Source organism: Microbacterium sp. MMO-35, assembly GCF_037147555.1.
In the GTDB taxonomy this organism is placed as follows: Bacteria; Actinomycetota; Actinomycetes; order Actinomycetales; family Microbacteriaceae; genus Microbacterium.
In genome coordinates, this window is sequence record NZ_JBBCVH010000011.1 from 1 (window position 1) to 16,590 (window position 16,590).

Annotated in this window: 15 protein-coding genes; 7 read left to right on the plus strand and 8 right to left on the minus strand. The window is 69.8% G+C overall.

Going from position 1 to position 16,590, the window contains the following annotated elements:
• Positions 1-269 precede the first annotated feature (269 nt).
• Both WFJ01_RS16985 and WFJ01_RS16990 read right to left on the minus strand, forming a co-directional pair.
• Positions 270-3,782 carry an SIR2 family protein gene (locus tag WFJ01_RS16985; protein WP_336629789.1) on the minus strand — a complete coding sequence of 1,171 codons (3,513 nt, stop codon included), beginning with the start codon at positions 3,780-3,782 and terminating at the stop codon, positions 270-272.
• Positions 3,783-4,507: 725 nt separating this feature from the next.
• Entirely contained in the window at positions 4,508-4,891 is a 384-nt protein-coding gene (locus WFJ01_RS16990) for an MmcQ/YjbR family DNA-binding protein (protein WP_336629790.1), read from the minus strand.
• A 184-nt stretch (positions 4,892-5,075) separates the two neighbouring features.
• Here WFJ01_RS16990 and WFJ01_RS16995 point away from each other — a divergent pair, with 184 nt between their 5' ends.
• Complete coding sequence (locus WFJ01_RS16995; protein WP_336629791.1) at positions 5,076-5,900, plus strand: sugar phosphate isomerase/epimerase family protein; 825 nt, start codon at positions 5,076-5,078, stop codon at positions 5,898-5,900.
• A complete protein-coding gene (locus WFJ01_RS17000; RefSeq protein WP_336629792.1) occupies positions 5,897-7,021 on the plus strand; it encodes a Gfo/Idh/MocA family protein in 1,125 nt (374 codons plus the stop codon). The genes WFJ01_RS16995 and WFJ01_RS17000 overlap by 4 nt, the downstream gene beginning before the upstream one ends.
• A gap of 270 nt (positions 7,022-7,291) precedes the next feature.
• Here WFJ01_RS17000 and WFJ01_RS17005 read toward each other — a convergent pair whose 3' ends face one another.
• Positions 7,292-7,903, minus strand: coding sequence for a TetR/AcrR family transcriptional regulator (locus WFJ01_RS17005; RefSeq protein WP_336629793.1), 612 nt, complete (start codon positions 7,901-7,903; stop codon positions 7,292-7,294).
• Between the two features lie 154 nt (positions 7,904-8,057).
• Between WFJ01_RS17005 and WFJ01_RS17010 the strand changes: the two genes are divergently transcribed.
• The 3 genes from WFJ01_RS17010 to WFJ01_RS17020 all read left to right on the plus strand — a co-directional run bounded on the left by WFJ01_RS17010 (position 8,058) and on the right by WFJ01_RS17020 (position 9,560).
• Positions 8,058-8,267: a DUF1653 domain-containing protein gene (locus tag WFJ01_RS17010; protein ID WP_292886605.1), complete on the plus strand. Its 210-nt coding sequence runs from the start codon at positions 8,058-8,060 to the stop codon at positions 8,265-8,267.
• A 62-nt stretch (positions 8,268-8,329) separates the two neighbouring features.
• Positions 8,330-8,743 carry a DUF1801 domain-containing protein gene (locus WFJ01_RS17015; RefSeq protein ID WP_336629794.1) on the plus strand — a complete coding sequence of 138 codons (414 nt, stop codon included), beginning with the start codon at positions 8,330-8,332 and terminating at the stop codon, positions 8,741-8,743.
• Between the two features lie 10 nt (positions 8,744-8,753).
• Positions 8,754-9,560 (plus strand): isocitrate lyase/PEP mutase family protein, encoded by an 807-nt coding sequence (locus WFJ01_RS17020; RefSeq protein WP_292886600.1) that lies wholly within the window; start codon positions 8,754-8,756, stop codon positions 9,558-9,560.
• A gap of 21 nt (positions 9,561-9,581) precedes the next feature.
• Here the strand turns inward: WFJ01_RS17020 and WFJ01_RS17025 are convergent, their stop codons facing one another.
• The 3 genes from WFJ01_RS17025 to WFJ01_RS17035 are packed head-to-tail and all read right to left on the minus strand — an operon-like array spanning position 9,582 to position 11,370.
• Positions 9,582-10,550, minus strand: coding sequence for an aldo/keto reductase (locus WFJ01_RS17025; protein WP_336629795.1), 969 nt, complete (start codon positions 10,548-10,550; stop codon positions 9,582-9,584).
• The gene (locus WFJ01_RS17030; RefSeq protein ID WP_336629796.1) at positions 10,547-10,924 is read right to left on the minus strand and encodes a MerR family transcriptional regulator; all 378 of its coding nucleotides are present in this window, start codon (positions 10,922-10,924) and stop codon (positions 10,547-10,549) included. The genes WFJ01_RS17025 and WFJ01_RS17030 overlap by 4 nt, the downstream gene beginning before the upstream one ends.
• Positions 10,925-10,974: 50 nt before the next feature.
• Positions 10,975-11,370 (minus strand): VOC family protein, encoded by a 396-nt coding sequence (locus WFJ01_RS17035; protein WP_336629797.1) that lies wholly within the window; start codon positions 11,368-11,370, stop codon positions 10,975-10,977.
• 117 nt (positions 11,371-11,487) lie between these two features.
• On the opposite strand from WFJ01_RS17035, the gene WFJ01_RS17040 reads away from it, so the two are divergent.
• Positions 11,488-12,621: an FUSC family protein gene (locus WFJ01_RS17040; protein ID WP_336629798.1), complete on the plus strand. Its 1,134-nt coding sequence runs from the start codon at positions 11,488-11,490 to the stop codon at positions 12,619-12,621.
• Between the two features lie 14 nt (positions 12,622-12,635).
• Here WFJ01_RS17040 and WFJ01_RS17045 read toward each other — a convergent pair whose 3' ends face one another.
• Positions 12,636-13,655: a hydroxyacid dehydrogenase gene (locus tag WFJ01_RS17045; protein ID WP_336629799.1), complete on the minus strand. Its 1,020-nt coding sequence runs from the start codon at positions 13,653-13,655 to the stop codon at positions 12,636-12,638.
• A 55-nt stretch (positions 13,656-13,710) separates the two neighbouring features.
• Between WFJ01_RS17045 and WFJ01_RS17050 the strand changes: the two genes are divergently transcribed.
• Entirely contained in the window at positions 13,711-15,711 is a 2,001-nt protein-coding gene (locus tag WFJ01_RS17050; RefSeq protein ID WP_336629800.1) for a DUF2264 domain-containing protein, read from the plus strand.
• Positions 15,712-15,738: 27 nt separating this feature from the next.
• On the opposite strand, the gene WFJ01_RS17055 is transcribed toward WFJ01_RS17050, so the two are convergent.
• Complete coding sequence (locus tag WFJ01_RS17055; RefSeq protein WP_336629822.1) at positions 15,739-16,569, minus strand: VOC family protein; 831 nt, start codon at positions 16,567-16,569, stop codon at positions 15,739-15,741.
• Between the last annotated feature and the right edge of the window lie 21 nt (positions 16,570-16,590).

Below are 16,590 nucleotides of genomic sequence, written 5' to 3' on the forward strand. Positions count from 1 at the left end.
ACTTCCCTCGGCAACCTCAGCCCCGTGGAGTTCGAACGACTTCACATCCCCGCCGCCACCGCGGCATGATCAACACAAACAACCCGTCCGGAAAAGCGGGTCAGGCTCCGTCTGGGGCGGGCTGCGGGTCCGTGTCGGTCATGAGTGTGACGTTACCGGCCGGGATGACGAGGCGGGCTACATCAGTTGCGCCACGTGCACACGGTGTGCCGAGCGTCGCGAAGCACGTCGCCAAGTTACCCCTCGCGCAACTGGTCCATGGGCGACGGTCAGTCTTCAGGCAGAAGGTAGCCCTTCTCTCGTGCTGCCGTCACGAGCGGGGCGAGCTCCTCCGACGAGAGGTGCACACTGAGGCTCTCAACCAATTCATGAAGCTCGTAGGTGAGCATCATGTTATTCGGTTCGGTGTTCGCGACCCGCTCCGTTAAGAACGCAACGATTGCCGACCCGTGCGCGTTGATTGCCTCGGCGGGGATGTCGATGCTCGGGTGGTCTGGGTCCAATCCTGGCGCACGACCGTGGAACGTGGCGATCCCCTCTGGAATGCGCGCTCCGAGCAGGGGAACGACGTCGGCCCACGCAGCTAGCTCCGCAGGGACGGGGTCCCGGGGGACACCGTTCAAGCGATCTTCCAAGTGATCTCGAAGCCAGGTCACCCAGGCGGTCGCCCCATCTTCGACGCCGGAAGCCAGCCCCTGGGCGACCTCCTCCGCGAAGCGGGGCGCGTGCACGCCGCCCTGGGCGGTGACGCTAGTAAGGCGCAATTGTCTGTGCTCAGCCGCTGAGATTCCTGCGTCTCCGGCGATGGACGCGGCCAGTGAGAGGAATTGCCTGATCAGCGCTTCATCGTCAAGGTCGGACAGTCGGTCCCACATGCTCAACAGGGCGGCGAACATTCCGTTCTGCAGCATTCGGTCATTGATGCGCGGCCCGTAGAGATATGCCTTCCAGGCTCCCACCATGGCGGTTGAGTTGATAAACAGCGGGATTACGCTGTCGGTCGTGAATGCTTCGTCAGCGGCGAACAGGAAGAAAAGTTCGCGGGCTATTGCGGGAATGGTGCCAGCTGCCAGGTTCGGAAGTGCGAGCAATGTCCGTAGTGCCGCGGCTTCGTGATCATTCAGCCCACCCCAGCCGTCGCGATCGCTGCGCCAGCGTCGGTCGATCTCTGTCAGCCAATACATTGTGAGCTCTCCAGGCCAGGAGTTCAACGCGAGGATTGGCCCGTCGTAGCCGGAGGGAAACGAGTTCTGGTCGTTCGCGTTCCTCGCGAGAAGGCCTTGTGCAAGCTCTCGCAAACTGTCGGCGGAGGCGGTTGCACCGGCGTCGACGATCTGGCGGATGTGGCCGAGCAGGAATTGCCCCACAGGCCGGGGAGAGCCGACGAGCAGGGCGTCCTCAGAAAGCACCTCGATGACTCTGAGCCTCGTCGGCTCATCTATGACCGCCTCAGCCCAGCCCGACACGATTGACTTCCGAATCTGTTCGTGCCTCTCGTCGTCGAGGGCGTTCAGCGCTTCTAGGAGCTCGAGACCGGATGCAGGATCTTCGCAGGCCACGCGACGGAACAGATCGAGCGCATCGTGCCAGGTTGGCTCATTGAAGTTGCGCTCGGAATAGTCGCGAGCCAGCACTGAACGCAGGGCAGCGTCAGCCCCGTCCGATGTGACAATCCCGACGAAGTCTTCAGGTTCCATGGGAAGCACCCCGCCCCATGTGCCGGTGCTGACCGTGAAATCTTGGTCGGGCTCTTCACGTTCCGTGAAGGTAGGGTACTCAGCCCGGATCGCGGCGAGTTCGGCTGCTGCTTCAGTCCAATCCGGTGCTGCGCGAGTAATCCAAACCAAGACGTTGAACTTGCTGTAGGCAATATGCCGCGCCAGGTCCTCGATGTCCGCGGGGAACTGCGGGCCTCGCCGCACTGCTTCGAGTAGCACCGCTCGCTGTGCGGCGCTTGTCTCAGCGACCGTGTTAGCGAGGATCCGGAACACTTCATGCTTCACGCCACCCAGAAAGATGCTCTCGCGGTTCGTCACCCAGGCGACCTTGGCATCTGCGGAGCGGCTAGTGTCTTCGGCGATGAGATGAAGTGCCAGCCTGCGGAACAGAACGCGGTCGAACAGCCACCAGCGGTCTGGCAAATCGGGTTCGTCTTGGAGCCGGAGCTCTCCGACGATGCGGAGGCCGTCGATCATGGAGTCGATGTGGTGGATGCGCTGTCGCGGCTGGTCCTCGATTCGGCTTCTGCTGAAGCGGAAACTGGCGTGTTCAGTCGCGCCGTTGTATGCGGTGACGAGGTCGTAGGCGCTGTGGAGCGCCTCTTCAAAGAAGCTGAGGGTTGAAGGATCGCCAGAGTCCGCAGATGTCGCGTGTTCGGTCACGATCTTGTGCAGGTCCCGTGGCTCCACGGGCCATCCGAGGTCGGCGCTCGGCGGACGGTTGCTGTCGCTGTCCGGGAGCCATCCCCGCTCGAGCACAAGGTATGGGCGCAGCACAGACCGGACGACGGCCCGAGTATTCGACATTCCCCCATGCCCGAAGCGGAGTGCGGAACCCGGATCGCCGGGGGCTGTACGTCCTTCGATCGAGGTCATCAAGAGCACTCGCCATCTTGAGCCGCGCTCGGGATCGATGCGGAATAGCGCCTCCGTCGCCAGCGCGATGGAGAAGAGCAGACCGTCGGAGAATCGTCGTCCGAGGCGCCGCACCGTGTGAAGGGCGAGATCGCTCGTCTCGGGGTTCTCGACGAAGGTGGAGTACCACCGTGCGAGAACGCCACTCGAAGGGGAGGCAGGGCCTCCTTGGAAGAGAGCCTTGAAGATGTGGGTGCCCTCGAGCCATCGCAGCCAGCGATGCTCGGTCGCACTAGAGGCGAAGCGGCGTGCCCCTTCCTCAGTCTCGATCTGGGAGATGAGGTAGTCGCGCTCGGGAAGCGGGAGGGTTGTCGAGTCGCCGTTGACAATCTCCCGAACTCGAGTATCGTGCTCGAGCGCTCCCATTCTTGCGCGCTGCGCCCAGGTGATCAGAGCATCTTCGAGATTTCCGTGGTCATGTTCACCGCGGAGCGTATACGGGATGGCAGTGATCTCGAGATGTTCCCACTTCGGATCCGTCGCGTCGTTGGTGAACGCGTACCGGCGGGTGTTCGAAGGAAGTCCGAGCGCGAGATATCGCATGATGGTGTCCTCGTGGCTGTATCCGACGAATACCACCGTGCGCTTATCAAACATCGGCAACAGGAACCGCGTCGCCCATGCCTCCGTGATGTAAGCGCGGCCGAAATCGCGATCGGTGACAATCAGTTCATCGTGCGGGCGACGCACAGACCCATGTAAGTACACAAGCCCGGCAAAGTCGGAACCGATGGGCAGCGCCGGACTGTGCCAGACATCGGCAGGCATGACACCAGCGGCAGCGGCCGCACTTTCGAGAAGGAGGTCGAAGTTTGTGGTGACGACCCGGAACTTCCCACTCGTCGCCGCGAGCTGCGTGATGGCAGTGTGGGTGGGATTGAACTCCGGAGGTCCGCTCCTGATTTCGTCGCGTACGTGACGTCGGGTGTCGAAACCCTCGGGAAGCGATCCGAGGAAGAAGTCGAGCCCGCCCTTATTCGAGAATCGCACTCCCGATTTCTCAGCCATAGCCTTCGCGAGGCCCTCGAACGAGGGCAGGCTCGACGGCGGTCCCATAGACGCTCCGGCGCCGACAAAGAAGACCAAATCGCCATCGGCATGCGCGTCGACAACCGCCTGCGGGATCTCAACATCCCCCGTGATCCACACTGAAAGCCCCCTCACGGTGTTGGCTCGCTCAACACTCTCTCCGCGAGGCGCGCGCGCCGCGGTGACGTCGGCCGCTGTAGCGCCGAGCTCAATCGTAGCTATTGCCCACGACGCCTCGTCCCCCTCCGCAGGTCAACCGAGCACCTCAGCCGGCGCCGACGGATCGGCGCCCCGATGTATGGCCCCGTTCACTGGTTCCGACGGCGTCGACGCCGGAACTGGCGAACGATGCGAGCTGGTCGAGGAGTGTGCAATGCCGAGTCCGGTCTTGCCGCGACGCCGGCGATCCACGCCGAGCGGGCAGTCCCCACACTCGTGCATTAGGTCGCGGGTGACGGCGCTTGGCCGGCCTTTCGGCTGGTGTTCGCGCATGCTGCCGGTGATTCATCGCATGTGCTCGCAAGGGGAGTGTCAGGGGAGCGGAACGATCCGAGCACGCGGGAACAGCGCGTGTAGGCCGTGCACAGATGCCCAGAATTCTGCATCCCAGGCGCCTGAAAAGGCACTGCTAAGGTGGAGTCCTCGCAAGGGGACCGAGGGTTCAAATCCCTCCGTCTCCGCAATGAAACCCCCGGATCTTCCCGGGGGTTTTGTCGTAGATCTGCGCCACGTCGGCCGTGCCGATCGGCGAGAAACCCGCAGGGCCGCTCGCCCGACGGCATTCGAGTCGGTGCTGGAGCGGAGAGACGCGGGATCCGTCGTACCGCGGAACGGACGCCGGCGATCTACCTGTCGTCGAACTCGCGGCGCAGATGCCGGGGCGCCTGCACGCGCCAAGCCTCGGTCACGAGCTCGGCGAGATGATCGTCGTCGATCTCCCGCATCCGGAACGCGATCTTCGGTTCGCCCCACCGTGTCGTTCGGCCGAGGAACACGTCTGGCGCCATTTCGCGCAACGCGAGCGCATCGAGCTCGTCGGCGACCTTCACGCCGACCACGAGCTCGGAGGCGATGACCTCACGGAGGTCCTCTGAGATGCTCGGCCACGGAGAGCATTCCCATGCGAAGAGCTTGTTGCGGACGAACCAGGCGGCACCGCCGGTCGTCGTGCGCTCCTCGCTGCCGGGCAGAGGGGCGGCGACACGACGCAGATCATCGAGCGTGGCCATGCGTCGAGACTAGGCACCCCCTCGGACATGAACCGAATCGCCCGGGTCTCGTTCCGCTCGCGAGTGCGTGCGGCTCTCGGGGATCCGCTTCGAAAACCATTACCTCCACGTGGAGGTTTCTGCTACCCTGAGCGGACGGGCGAAGACCGCCCGCCCCGCAGAGAAGCAGACAAGGAAGGTCAACGTGGTCCTGCCAGAAGCATCGGTTCAGCTCTACACGCTCGCGGCGGAGTTCTCCGCCGACATGGGCGGATCCCTCGACAAGCTCGCCGCCATCGGGCTGCGCAACGTGGAGGCGTTCGACTTCGTGCGCCGGCCGGACGAGATCCGCGCCGCCCTCGACGCCTCCGGTCTCGCCTCGCCCACCGGGCACGCGCCGCTGCTGTCCGATGAGCTGTGGACGCCGGACGGATCCATTCCCACGCCGGCGCCGGAGATCGTCTTCGAGGCCGCCGCGAAGCTCGGCATGACCACGGTCATCGACCCGTTCGTGGCTCCGGAGCGCTGGTTCACGCTCGACGGGGTGACCGAGATCGCCGACCGGCTCAACGCCCTGGCGGACACGGCGGCGGGCTTCGGCCTGGCCGTCGGCTACCACAACCACGCGCAGGAGTTCGTCGCCGACTTCGACGGACAGAGCGCCTACGAGCGCTTCGTCGCCCTCACCGACGAGCGCGTCGCGCTCGAGCTCGACCTCTACTGGGCCCTCGTCGGAGGCCAGGACGTGCCCGGTCTCGTCTCGCGTCTGGGCGACCGTCTCGTCGCCGTGCACGTCAAGGACGGCGTCGCCCCCGAGACGAACCCGTTCGCCCCGGGTGCCGGCGAGTTCGGCTCGGACAGCCTCGACCAGCGTCACGCGGGCACCGGCGACGTGCCGCTCGCCGACGCCCTGCGCGCGGCATCCGCCGTGCAGTACGCGATCATCGAGTACGACAACGCCCCTGGCGACGTCTTCGCCGACATCGCGGCGAGCTACGCGTTCCTTACCGAGGGCGGTTTCGCCCGATGAGCGCGGTCGGGATCGGCGTCATCGGCGTCGGCGTCATCAGCGACACCTACCTGGAGAACCTCGGGCGGTTCCCCGACACCGAGGTGCTCATCGTGGGCGACCTGCTGCTCGACCGGGCGCAGGCACAGGCCGAGAAGTACGGGGTGCCGGCGTTCGGATCCGCCGATGACGTCCTCGCGCATCCGGGCGTGGATCTGGTGATCAACCTCACCATCCCCGCCGTGCACATCGAGGTGTCGCGGGCGGCCATCGCCGCCGGCAAGCACGTCTGGACGGAGAAGCCGCTCGGTCTCGATCGCGAGGGCGCGGCCGAGCTGCTGCGCGAGGCCGCGGCCGCAGGGCTGCGGGTCGGCTCGGCACCGGACACGCTGCTCGGCCCAGGGTTCCAGGCCGCCCGGCGGGCGATCGAGAGCGGAGTGATCGGCCGTCCCCTGTTCGCGCAGACGGCCTTCCAGACGCAGGGCCCCGACCTGTGGCACCCGAGCCCCGCGTTCCTCTTCGCCGAGGGCGCCGGCCCGCTGCTCGACATGGGGCCGTACTACTTCTCGGCGCTCGTCAGCCTGCTCGGGCCCGTGGAGAGCGTGGCCGCGGTCGGTACCAAGGCGCGCGAGGAGCGTGAGATCCGGACGGGTCCGAACGCGGGAACCCTGTTCCCCGTGGAGGTTCCGTCGACGATCCAGATCGTCACCGCCTTCGAGCAGGGCGCGCAGGCGCAGAGCCTGCTGAGCTTCGACTCCGCGCTGGAGCGCCACGGCGTCGTCGAGATCCACGGCACCGAGGGCACCATCGTCATCCCCGATCCGAACATGTTCACCGGGCGGATCGCGTGTGTGAAGCCGCTCGGCGTGCTGCGGGACGGCATGTCCTTCGAGCAGGAGTGGATCGAGATCTCGCACGAGGACATCGAGATCGGCCGTGGGCTCGGCGCGCTGGACATGGTGCGCGCGATCGCCGCGGGCCGCCCGCACGTCGCGTCGGGCGAGCTCGGCTTCCACGTGCTCGACGTGCTGCTCTCCGCCCAGGAGTCCGCGCGCACGGGCCGCACGGTCGCGGTCGAGAGCACCGTGGGCCCCGTGCCGCTGCTGCCCGAGGGCTTCGACCCGTTCGCGTCCACCCTCTGACGCGGTGGGGCGGCGTGCCGATCGCCGCCCCACCACGGCTGCCGGGATCCGGAGGTCCAGCCTGTGCGCGAGTCCCGGATCCGCCGGCCTCTGCCCGGTTCCGGTCGGCGCCGTGCGCACAATTCAGGCTGGACGACCGTCGGCGCCGGCCAGAGCCGCATGTTTCCGCGCCGACGTGCTGCCCCGGCCTGAAGACAGCCTGAATTGCGCACGGCGTCCCGATGCGACGTCGTCGGCACGGCTTCCGGATCAGCCGGTGAGACGGTCGCGTCAGCCGGTGACGCCTCCGGACAGCAGGCGGTCGAGCAGGTCCAGAGCCGCCTCATGCTCGACGGTGTCGTCGAGCAGCCACTGGGTCTGCAGGCCGTCGGATGCGGCGATCACGAGAGCGGCGACGAGATCCGGATCCAGGTCGGCGCGCAGTGCGCCCGAGGACTGGAGGATCCGCACCTGCTCCGCCATCGTCGTGCGCAGCCGGCTGAAGCGCTGCGTGATGAACTCCTGCGCGGCGCCGTGCGAGTCCTCGAGCGCCGTCGAGACGAGCGTCGAGTACAGCTGCACGAGACCGGGGATGCTGCGATTGCGCTCCGCCGCGGTGCGCATCGACCGCGCTGGACTGGCCTCCGGCGCGATCGGATGCGTCGCGTCCGTCGCGGTCTCCGAGGCGCGGTACACCTCGACCAGCAGCTCTTCCAGGGATCCGAAGTAGTGCGTCAGCGCCGCGTGCGTGACGCCGACTTCCTGCGCGATCGCGCGCAGGCTGGTCTTCTGCGACCCCCGTCGCGCGAACACCTCGATCGCCTTGTCGAGGATCTCCTGGCGGCGGGCGATGCCCTTGCGATAGCGGCCGGTGCTGCGGGGCGCTGCGGAGGAATCGGCCATCACCCGATGATAGCGACGGACCCTCCGGCCGCCCGAGCTGGTGCGGCCCGCGCCGACGTGGGAGGCTCTCTGATCGGACCTCGTGATCGCCGCCGGCGCCACGGGGAGGTCGCCGGGCGGACCGGCGCAGGACTCGGCGGAGGGATGTGCGCACATGTCGGTCGCACCGGGGATCTACCAGCACTTCAAGGGCGCCCGCTACGAGGTGATCGCCGTCGGGCGGCACAGCGAGACCGAGGAGCAGCTGGTCTTCTACCGCAAGCTCTACGACGACTACAGCCACTGGGCACGGCCTCTCGCGATGTTCGAGGAGCACGTCGACCGCGACGGCTACAGCGGGCCGAGGTTCACGCGGATCGCCTGAGCCGCCTGCTCCGATCGTGCGACGGCCTGTGCGATGTCGGCGCCGTGCACCATGATGGCACCATGGCCGAGATTAAGACCCAGCCCACGACGGCCGACGTCACGGCGTTCCTCGAGGCGGCGACGCCCGAGCGGCGCCGCCTCGACGGGCTGGCCCTCGCCGAGATCTTCGGCGAGGAGACCGGCGCCGAGCCCGTGCTGTGGGGGCCGACCATGGTCGGCTACGGCACTTACCGCTATCGCGGCGCGAGCAGCGAGGGCGACTGGCCGAAGGTCGCGTTCTCGCCCCGCAAGGCGCAGCTCTCCCTCTACGGACTGAAGGATCTGCCCGAGGGGGCCGCGCTGCTGCCGAGCCTCGGGACCTTCACGGAGGGTCGCGGCTGCGTCTACGTGCGCAAGCTCGATGACATCGACCTGGACGTGCTGCGCCGGCTCATCGCGATCGCATGGAGCCGCGGCGACGATCCCGAGCGCTGACGGAGACCTCATGACCGAAGACCGGGCATCCGCGTTCCTCGCCCTCCACCACGGCGACGGCTTCGTGCTGCCGAACGCCTGGGATCCGGGATCGGCGCGGATCCTCGCCCAGCTCGGCTTCGCTGCGATCGCGACCACCAGCGCGGGAATCGCCTGGTCGCTCGGCATCCCGGACGGGGGAGCGCTCGACCTCGACACGATGCTCGCCCACACGGCCGCGATCGCCGCGGCGGTCGACCTGCCCGTGTCGGCCGACCTCGAGGCGGGCTACGGGGACACCCCGGAGCAGGTGGGCCGCACCGTCGCCCTGGCTCGCGGCGCCGGAGTGGTCGGCGCCAACCTCGAGGATGCCGCGGGAGGAGCGCTGTTCGGGATCGACGAGGCGGCCGACCGGATCGCCGCGGCGCGGGACGCGGCGCCCCGGGGCGCGTTCGTGCTCAACGCCCGCACCGACGCCTACTTCGTGCCGGGCGTCCACGACCCGTTCGCCGAGACCGTCGCCCGGGCGCAGCGCTTCGTCGAGGCGGGCGCGGACTGCGTGTTCGTGCCCGGGGTGAACGACGAGGGGACCATCGGCCGTCTGGCCGCGGAGATCCCCGTCCCGCTCAACATCGTGGCGGGACTCGCCGCGCACGTCGTCCCGGTGCCGCAGCTCTTCGCCCTCGGCGTCCGGCGGGTGAGCCTGGGCGGCAGCCTCGCCCGCGCCGCCCTCACCGCCCTGGAACGCGCGGGGCGTGAGCTGCTCGACACCGGCACGCTCGGCTTCCTCGACGGAGCCCTGCCCTACGCCGAGGTGCAGCGCCGGTTCGCCGGCTGACGGCGAACCGGCGCCCGGCGCTCAGCGTCCGATGCTCGACATGTCGGCGTAGCGGTCGCCCGCGGCGGACGGAAGCGCCCCGAGTGCCGTGATCTGCTCCGGGGTGAGCACGAGCGCGTCCGCCGCGACGTTCTCCTCGAGCCGGGAGACGCGCTTCGTCCCGGGGATCGGCGCGATGTCGTCGCCCCGGGCGAGCACCCAGGCGAGGGCGACCTGGGCAGGCGTCGCATCGAGCTCGGCGGCCACCCCTTCGACGGCCTCGACGATCCGCAGGTTGGCCTCGAGGTTCTCTCCGGAGAAGCGCGGGTTGCTCCGGCGGAAGTCGCCCGCGTCCAGGGCGTCGGCGGAGCGGATCGCACCGGTGAGGAACCCCCGCCCGAGCGGCGAGTACGGCACGAGGCCGATGCCCAGCTCGCGGAGCACCGGCAGCAGCTGCTCGGCGGGCTCCCGGGTCCACAGCGAGTACTCGGTCTCCAGCGCGGTGACCGGGTGCACCGCGTGCGCACGGCGGAGCGTCTCCTCTCCGGCTTCGGAGAGCCCGTAGTGCAGGATCTTCCCCTCCGCGACGAGCTCGGCCAGAGCCCCCACGGTCTCCTCGATCGGCGTCTGCGGATCCATCCGGTGCTGATAGTAGAGATCGATCCGGTCGGTGCCGAGGCGCTGCAGCGATCCCTCGACCGAGCGGCGCACGTTCTCCGGGCGGCCGTCGAGCCGTCGGCCGCCGTCCGCCCCCGCGAGGATGCCGAACTTCGTGGCGATGACGACGCCGTCGCGCCGGCCTGCGAGCGCACGGCCGACGAGAACCTCGTTCGTGTGCGGGCCGTACATCTCCGCCGTGTCGAGCATGGTGACGCCGAGATCGAGCGCCCGGTGGATGGTGCGGATGGACTCGGCCTCGTCCGTGTTCGCGCCGGAGTAGAAGGCCGACATCCCCATGCAGCCGAGGCCGAGCCGGCCGACGGAGAGGGTGCCGAGTGTCGCGTGCTTCATGAGAGCCTTTCGGAGTAGAGGGCGATCTTGAGGTCGATGGCGCCGAGGGCGTCGTCCAGCTCCGCTCGCCGGGCCAGCACCGTCTCACGGTGCTCGCGCAGCAGATCGAGCCGGGCCGCGCTCGTGCCGTCGCCGGCACGGGCGAGCTCGACGTAGCGGCGCAGTGTCGCGATCGGCATGGCGGTGGAGCGGAGTTTGCGGAGGAACCCGAGCCAGGCGATGTCGCCGTCGGTGTATCGGCGGCGATCGGATGACACGCGGTCGAGGGGCGTCAGCAGGAGCCCCTCGCGCTCGTAGTAGCGCAGGGTGTGCGCCGTGAGCCCGAGCTCGTGCGCGGCCTCGGAGATCGAGCGCGTCGTGATGGCTTCCGGCATGAGCCCCACGCTACGACTTCGAGTGCACTCGAAGTCAAGGCAGGGCGGCGTCAGCCGGCGGCGAGCACCGACAGCACGTTGCCGGCCGGGTCGGTGAACCAGGCGATGTCCGGGCCGCGGCCGGGGGCGCCGTGGGCGATGCCCTTCGCGTCGGTGCCGAAATCCGGATCCGCGTAGATCTTGGTGACCACGCCCCGGGCGTTGAGGTCGTCCACGGCGGCCTCGACGTCATCGACGGGGAAGTTCAGGATCGTGAAGCTCGCGGGCGTGTGGTTCGGCTTGGCGTAGACCAGGATGGATCCGCCCTGCGGCAGCCGGATGTCGAGGAAGCCCATCGCGTTGGTCGTCACCTCCAGACCGAGGGTGTCGCCGTAGAAGGCTCGGGCGGCGTCGATGTCGTCGACGCTGAAGCCGCTGAACGCGTGCGTGGTCTGGAAGCCGGTCATGGCTCCAGCATGCGCCCGCACGAGTCGTGCGTCCAGGCCCGGCGTCCGTCCGCGCGGAACCGCTCCGGATCGACGACGGTCGGGCGCGGGCCGATCCGATCCAGTACCGTGTCCTGTGTGACTTCGGGAGGATCGGCGGCGCCCGCAGAGGGTCCCGACCGGATGGGCGAGGACGAGGCGCTCCCCGAAGAAGGCCACCTCCGGGTCTGGTTCCGAAGCCTCGTGACGCTCGCGCCGGCCCCTTCGCCGCGCTGGTCGATCGCGCTGCAGGCGGCGCTCTCGATGTTCCTCCCCCTCGGGCTCTTCACCGCTCTGGGCCGCGGCGATCTCGGTCTGCAGGCTGCGGGCGGCGCCTTCGTGGCGACCTACCTCACCGCGGTGGCGCCGGCGACGAGGGCCCGTGCGCTCCCCGTCCTCGGGCTGGCGCTGGTGGCCTGCGCCGCGGCGGGCGTCGCCCTCGCCCCCGTCCCGCTTCTCGCGGCGATCGGACTGGTCGTGGTGACGCTCGTGATCTCCGTGTTGCACTTCGGCTTCCGGCTCGGAGCCCCGGGACCCGTGTTCTTCGTGCTCGCCTACGGCATCGCCACGCACGTGACGGCGGTCGTCGACGGCCGCAGGCACGCGGATCCGCTGCTGTTCCTCATCGCCCTGACGACCGGCGTCGCGATCACCTGCGCCACGGCCGTGGTCTTCGTGCTGGTGCGGCGCGTCGCACGACCGGGGTCCGAGCGGATCGGGCAGTCGATCGAGGCGAACTTCGCGCTGGGGCCCGACTCGCGCGCGCTGCTCGTGCGCGTGATCGTGGTCGCGGCGATCGGAACGCTGCTCAGCCTGCTGCTCGTGGACGCGGAGCGCGCCTACTGGGCGGTGTGCGCCGGGGTGGCGGTGATCGGCGTGAACGCGGGGCGCCGGGTGGCGTTCATCCGCGGAAGCCAGCGCCTGGTCGGCACCGTGGTGGGAGCGGGCCTCTTCGCCGCCCTCGCCGCGCTGCCGCTTCCCGGGTTCGCGCTGCCCGTTCTGTTCGGCGCGCTGCAGTTCGGCGCCGAGCTCTTCGTGATCCGCAACTACGCGCTCGCCCTCGTGTTCATCACACCGCTCGTGCTGCTGCTGATCGTCTCCACCTCGCCCGCGGGCGGTGCCGGCACGCCCGGCGCCCTCATCGCGGAGCGGGTGGTGGACACGCTCGTCGGTGCGACGCTGGGCGCGCTCTCCGGTTTCGTGCACCCGCGGGCGGACGCCCGGCGCGGCTGAGTAGCCGCAGGCGCTCAGGCGCTCAAGCGCAGGCTCTCGGCCGTGATCTCCTCGTGCAGCGGCCGCCCCGCGGCGAAGCGCTCCAGCTCGTCGAGGGCCGCCTCGGTCAGCCGGTGCAGCTCATTGCCGAGGGAGCCGGCCAGATGCGGGGTGACCATGACGTTCGGCAGGCCGTACAGCCCCGAGTCCTCGGGCAGCGGCTCGGGATCCGTCACGTCGAGGATCGCATTGAGGCGGCCGGCGGCGCACTCGCGCACCAGCGCCTCCGTGTCGATGAGGCTGCCGCGGGCGGTGTTGATCACGGTGGCGTGGTCGGGCAGCGCGGACAGCTCGCGGGCGGAGATCATGTGCCGGGTCGAGGGGAGCTCGGGGGCGTGCAGGGAGAGCACGTCCACGCGGGGGAGGAGTTCCTCCAGCGGGACGGGGCGACCGCCGGCGGCGCGCACCTCGTCCGGGTCCGCGAACGGATCCGCCACGAGCACCGTGACCGCGCTGAGCTGCTGCGCCAGTGCGACGACGCGGCGCCCGATGCGGCTGAAGCCGACGACGCCGATCGTCACGCCGAAGTTGCCGAGCCCGCCGAAGCGCGTCAGCGCGGCGTCCCCGTCTCGTCGGGGATCTCTGCCCGCGGCGAGGAAGGGCGCCTTCTTCCCGGCGAGGACGATCGCGGCCAGCGTGAACTCCGCGACCGGTGCCGCGTTCACCTCGGCGACCGCCGCGACGCGGACTCCGCGGCGCCAGAGCTCTTCTGTGACGTGCGGGCGGACGGATCCCGCGCTGTGCAGCATCGCCCGCAGCCGCGGCATCCGATCCAGGCGACCCGCGGTGAGCTGCGGGGCTCCCCAGCCGGTGAGCAGCACCTCGACGCCGGCGAGGCGCTCGCCGAGCGCCGGGTCGTCCAGATCCTCGACGAAGAGCGGTTCCGGCACGCGGGCCAGCGTGCGCAGCCGGGAGAGCTGCTCTTCGCCGAACTGGTTGCGGAACGCCTCTCGGGACATGACGACGAGCGCTTCAGGACGGTGGACGTCGGGCATTCGGATCCGTTCTCTCGCCTGCCGTGGTGCGTGGGAAAGCGTATACCCTGAGCGGGTGACCGACTTCGACCCCGCCCGTCCCGTGCTGCCCCCGGAGGACCGCGTCCTGTCGCCGCACACCGGCTGGACCCGCGCGCACTGGGCGGCCGTGGCAGACCATCTGCTGCTGTCGCTGCGGCCGTACTTCACGCCGACGCGCAGTCAGGTGCGGCTGCCCGGTCCGACCAGCAGCAGCGGCGCCGACAGCGATGGCCTGGAGGGCTTCGCGCGATCGTTCCTGCTGTTCGCGTTCCGGTTCGCCGGCGAGCGCGGCACCGACCCGCACGGCTTCCTGGACTGGTACCGGGACGGACTCGTCGCCGGCACGGATCCGGCGAATCCGGAGCGGTGGATCCTGCCCGCCGCGCAGCCGCAGGCCCAGGTCGAGGCGGCCTCCATCGCCCTCGGGCTGCAGCTCACGCGCCCCTGGCTGTGGGACGCCCTCGACGCGGCGGCGCAGCAGCGCATCGTGGACTGGCTCGCGCTGAATCCGGTGCGCGGGTACCCCGACAACAACTGGCTGTGGTTCCGGATCACGGTCGAGACGTTCCTCGCCTCCGTCGACGGGCCGCACGATCCCGACCGGATCGCGGCCGATCTCGCCCGCATCGAGGACTACTTCCAGACCAACGGCTGGTGGGCCGACGGTGCTCTGCGCAACTACGACTACTACTGCGGCTGGGCGATGCACCTCTACCCGCTGCTGTGGGCCGGATCCGAGGGTTCGGCCGCGTTCGGATCCGGAGCCCTCGCGCCGGTGTTCCGCTCCCGGGTGGCCGACTTCCTCGACGACTACGTCGCGCTCATCGGGGCGGACGGCATGCCGGTGCTGCAGGGACGCAGCCTCATCTACCGGTTCGCGACCGCGGCGCCGCTGTGGATGGGCGCTCTGTCGGGCGCCGCGCGGCAGTCTCCGGGCTTGCTGCGCCGCGCGGCCTCGGGCGAGCTGCGTGCTTTCGTCGAACGCGGGGCGATCGGCGAGCGGGGGCTGCTCACGATGGGCCTGTTCGGCGAATGGCCGGCGATGGCGCAGAGCTACTCCGGCGCGGGGTCGCCCTACTGGGCGTCGAAGGGCTTCCTCGGGCTGCTGCTGCCGGCCGACCACCCGGTGTGGACCGCGGTCGAGGAGCCGCTGCCGATCGAGCAGGGCGACGTGCGCCGGGTGATCCGGGCGGCGGGCTGGATCGTCAGCGGCACGGTCTCGGACGGCATCGTGCGGGTGATCAACCACGGCTCCGATCACGCCCTCGAGGGCGATCGCACGGGCGACTCGGCACTCTACGGCCGATTCGGGTACTCCAGCGCGACGCTCCCGCCGCTCACCGGGGCGACGATCGACGACCCGGCCGACAGCATGGTGGGGGCGCTCGATGCGGCGGGACGTTCGACGCACCGCACGGGTTTCGCGCGCGGGACGATCGGCGACGACGGGACGGCGGCCTACGCCGTTTCCGTGGCCGACGCGCACTGGGTGGACTCGAGCGTCGGCGGGCCGGCGTACGACCACGGGGCGGGACGCGCGGGCCTGGTCACCGACGGCCCCCTGCTCGCGACCGCGAGCGTCGTGCGCGGCTCCTGGGAGGTGCGTGCGACCCGGCGTCTCGCCCGCAGCGGCGCGTCCGCGCAGCCGGTCGCGCTGCGGCTGAGCGGGTGGCCGCTGGCCGGGGCGACCGCCGCGACGGCGGAGATCGAGGCGGGAGCGGTGGCGGCCGAGCTCGACGGCCTGCGCTCGGAGCTGCGGATCCTGCCCTCCGCCGGAGACGATTCGACGATCGCGCGGTCGGCCGCGTCGGTGCACGTCGAGACCGGCACCTCGCCGATCGGGGAGGTCGTCACCATTCCCCGCGTGGACGTGGCCGGGGTCGCCGAGGGCGACGTCGTCCTGGCGGCGGTGCGCCTGGGGCGCGGGGAGGACCCCGTTCCGAGCGCGGCGATCGTGCCCGCATCGGACGACGCGGTCACGGTGTGCGTGACGTGGCCGGACGGGGCGATCTCGGCGGTGCGCCTCGACGGCTGATCCGGGGCGATCGCCCCCGGCGGCGGGTCAGCCCGGGGTCGTGAGCCGGATCTCGTTCGCCCAGGGGTCTTCGAACGCGAGCGAACGGCCGTCGTCGCGCATCGCGACGCCGTAGTGCTCCATGCGCTCTGCGACGGATCCGATGTCGTCCGCGTCGGGGAGCATGATCTCGACGCGGCCGAGCCCCAGTGCCGGGGTGCGCCGTGAGGCGCCCGCGCTGTTCCAGGTGTTCATCGCCATGTGGTGGTGGTAGCCGCCGGCGCTGACGAACAGGGCGGATCCGCCGAGCTCCGCCGTGGTCTCGAACCCGAGGCGCCGCACGTAGAACTCGCGGGCGGACTCGACGTCGCCCACCGAGAGGTGCACGTGCCCGACGACCGCGCCGCCGATCACCGGATCCGCGGTCGCCTCCTCGGTGAGGTGCTCGTCGAGGAAGCCGTTCGGATCCAGGTACAGCGTGTCCATCTCGACCTGGCCGTGCGTCCAGCTCCACTGCGTGCGGTCGCGATCCCAGTACAGCTCGACGCCGTTGCCCTCGGGGTCGGTGAAGTAGAACGCCTGGCTCACGAGATGGTCGGCGCTGCCGGTGAACGTGCCCGGCGCACGCCGGGCGACCGAGTACAGCGCGGCGGCGAGGGCCCGCGGCGATTCGAAGAGGATCGCGGTGTGGAACAGCCCGGCCGAACGCGGTGCCGCGTGCTTCAGGGCGGGGCTGTGCTCCAGGATCACCACCGGCGTCGTGTCGCGGCCCAGCACGACCCGGTCGCCGTCGGCCGAGAGCACGCGCAGCGTCACGGCGTCGCGGTAGTAGGCGGTCATGGCGTCGAGGTCGGCGACGAGCAGCGTCACCGCGCCCATCGCGGTGTCGGCGGAGAGCAG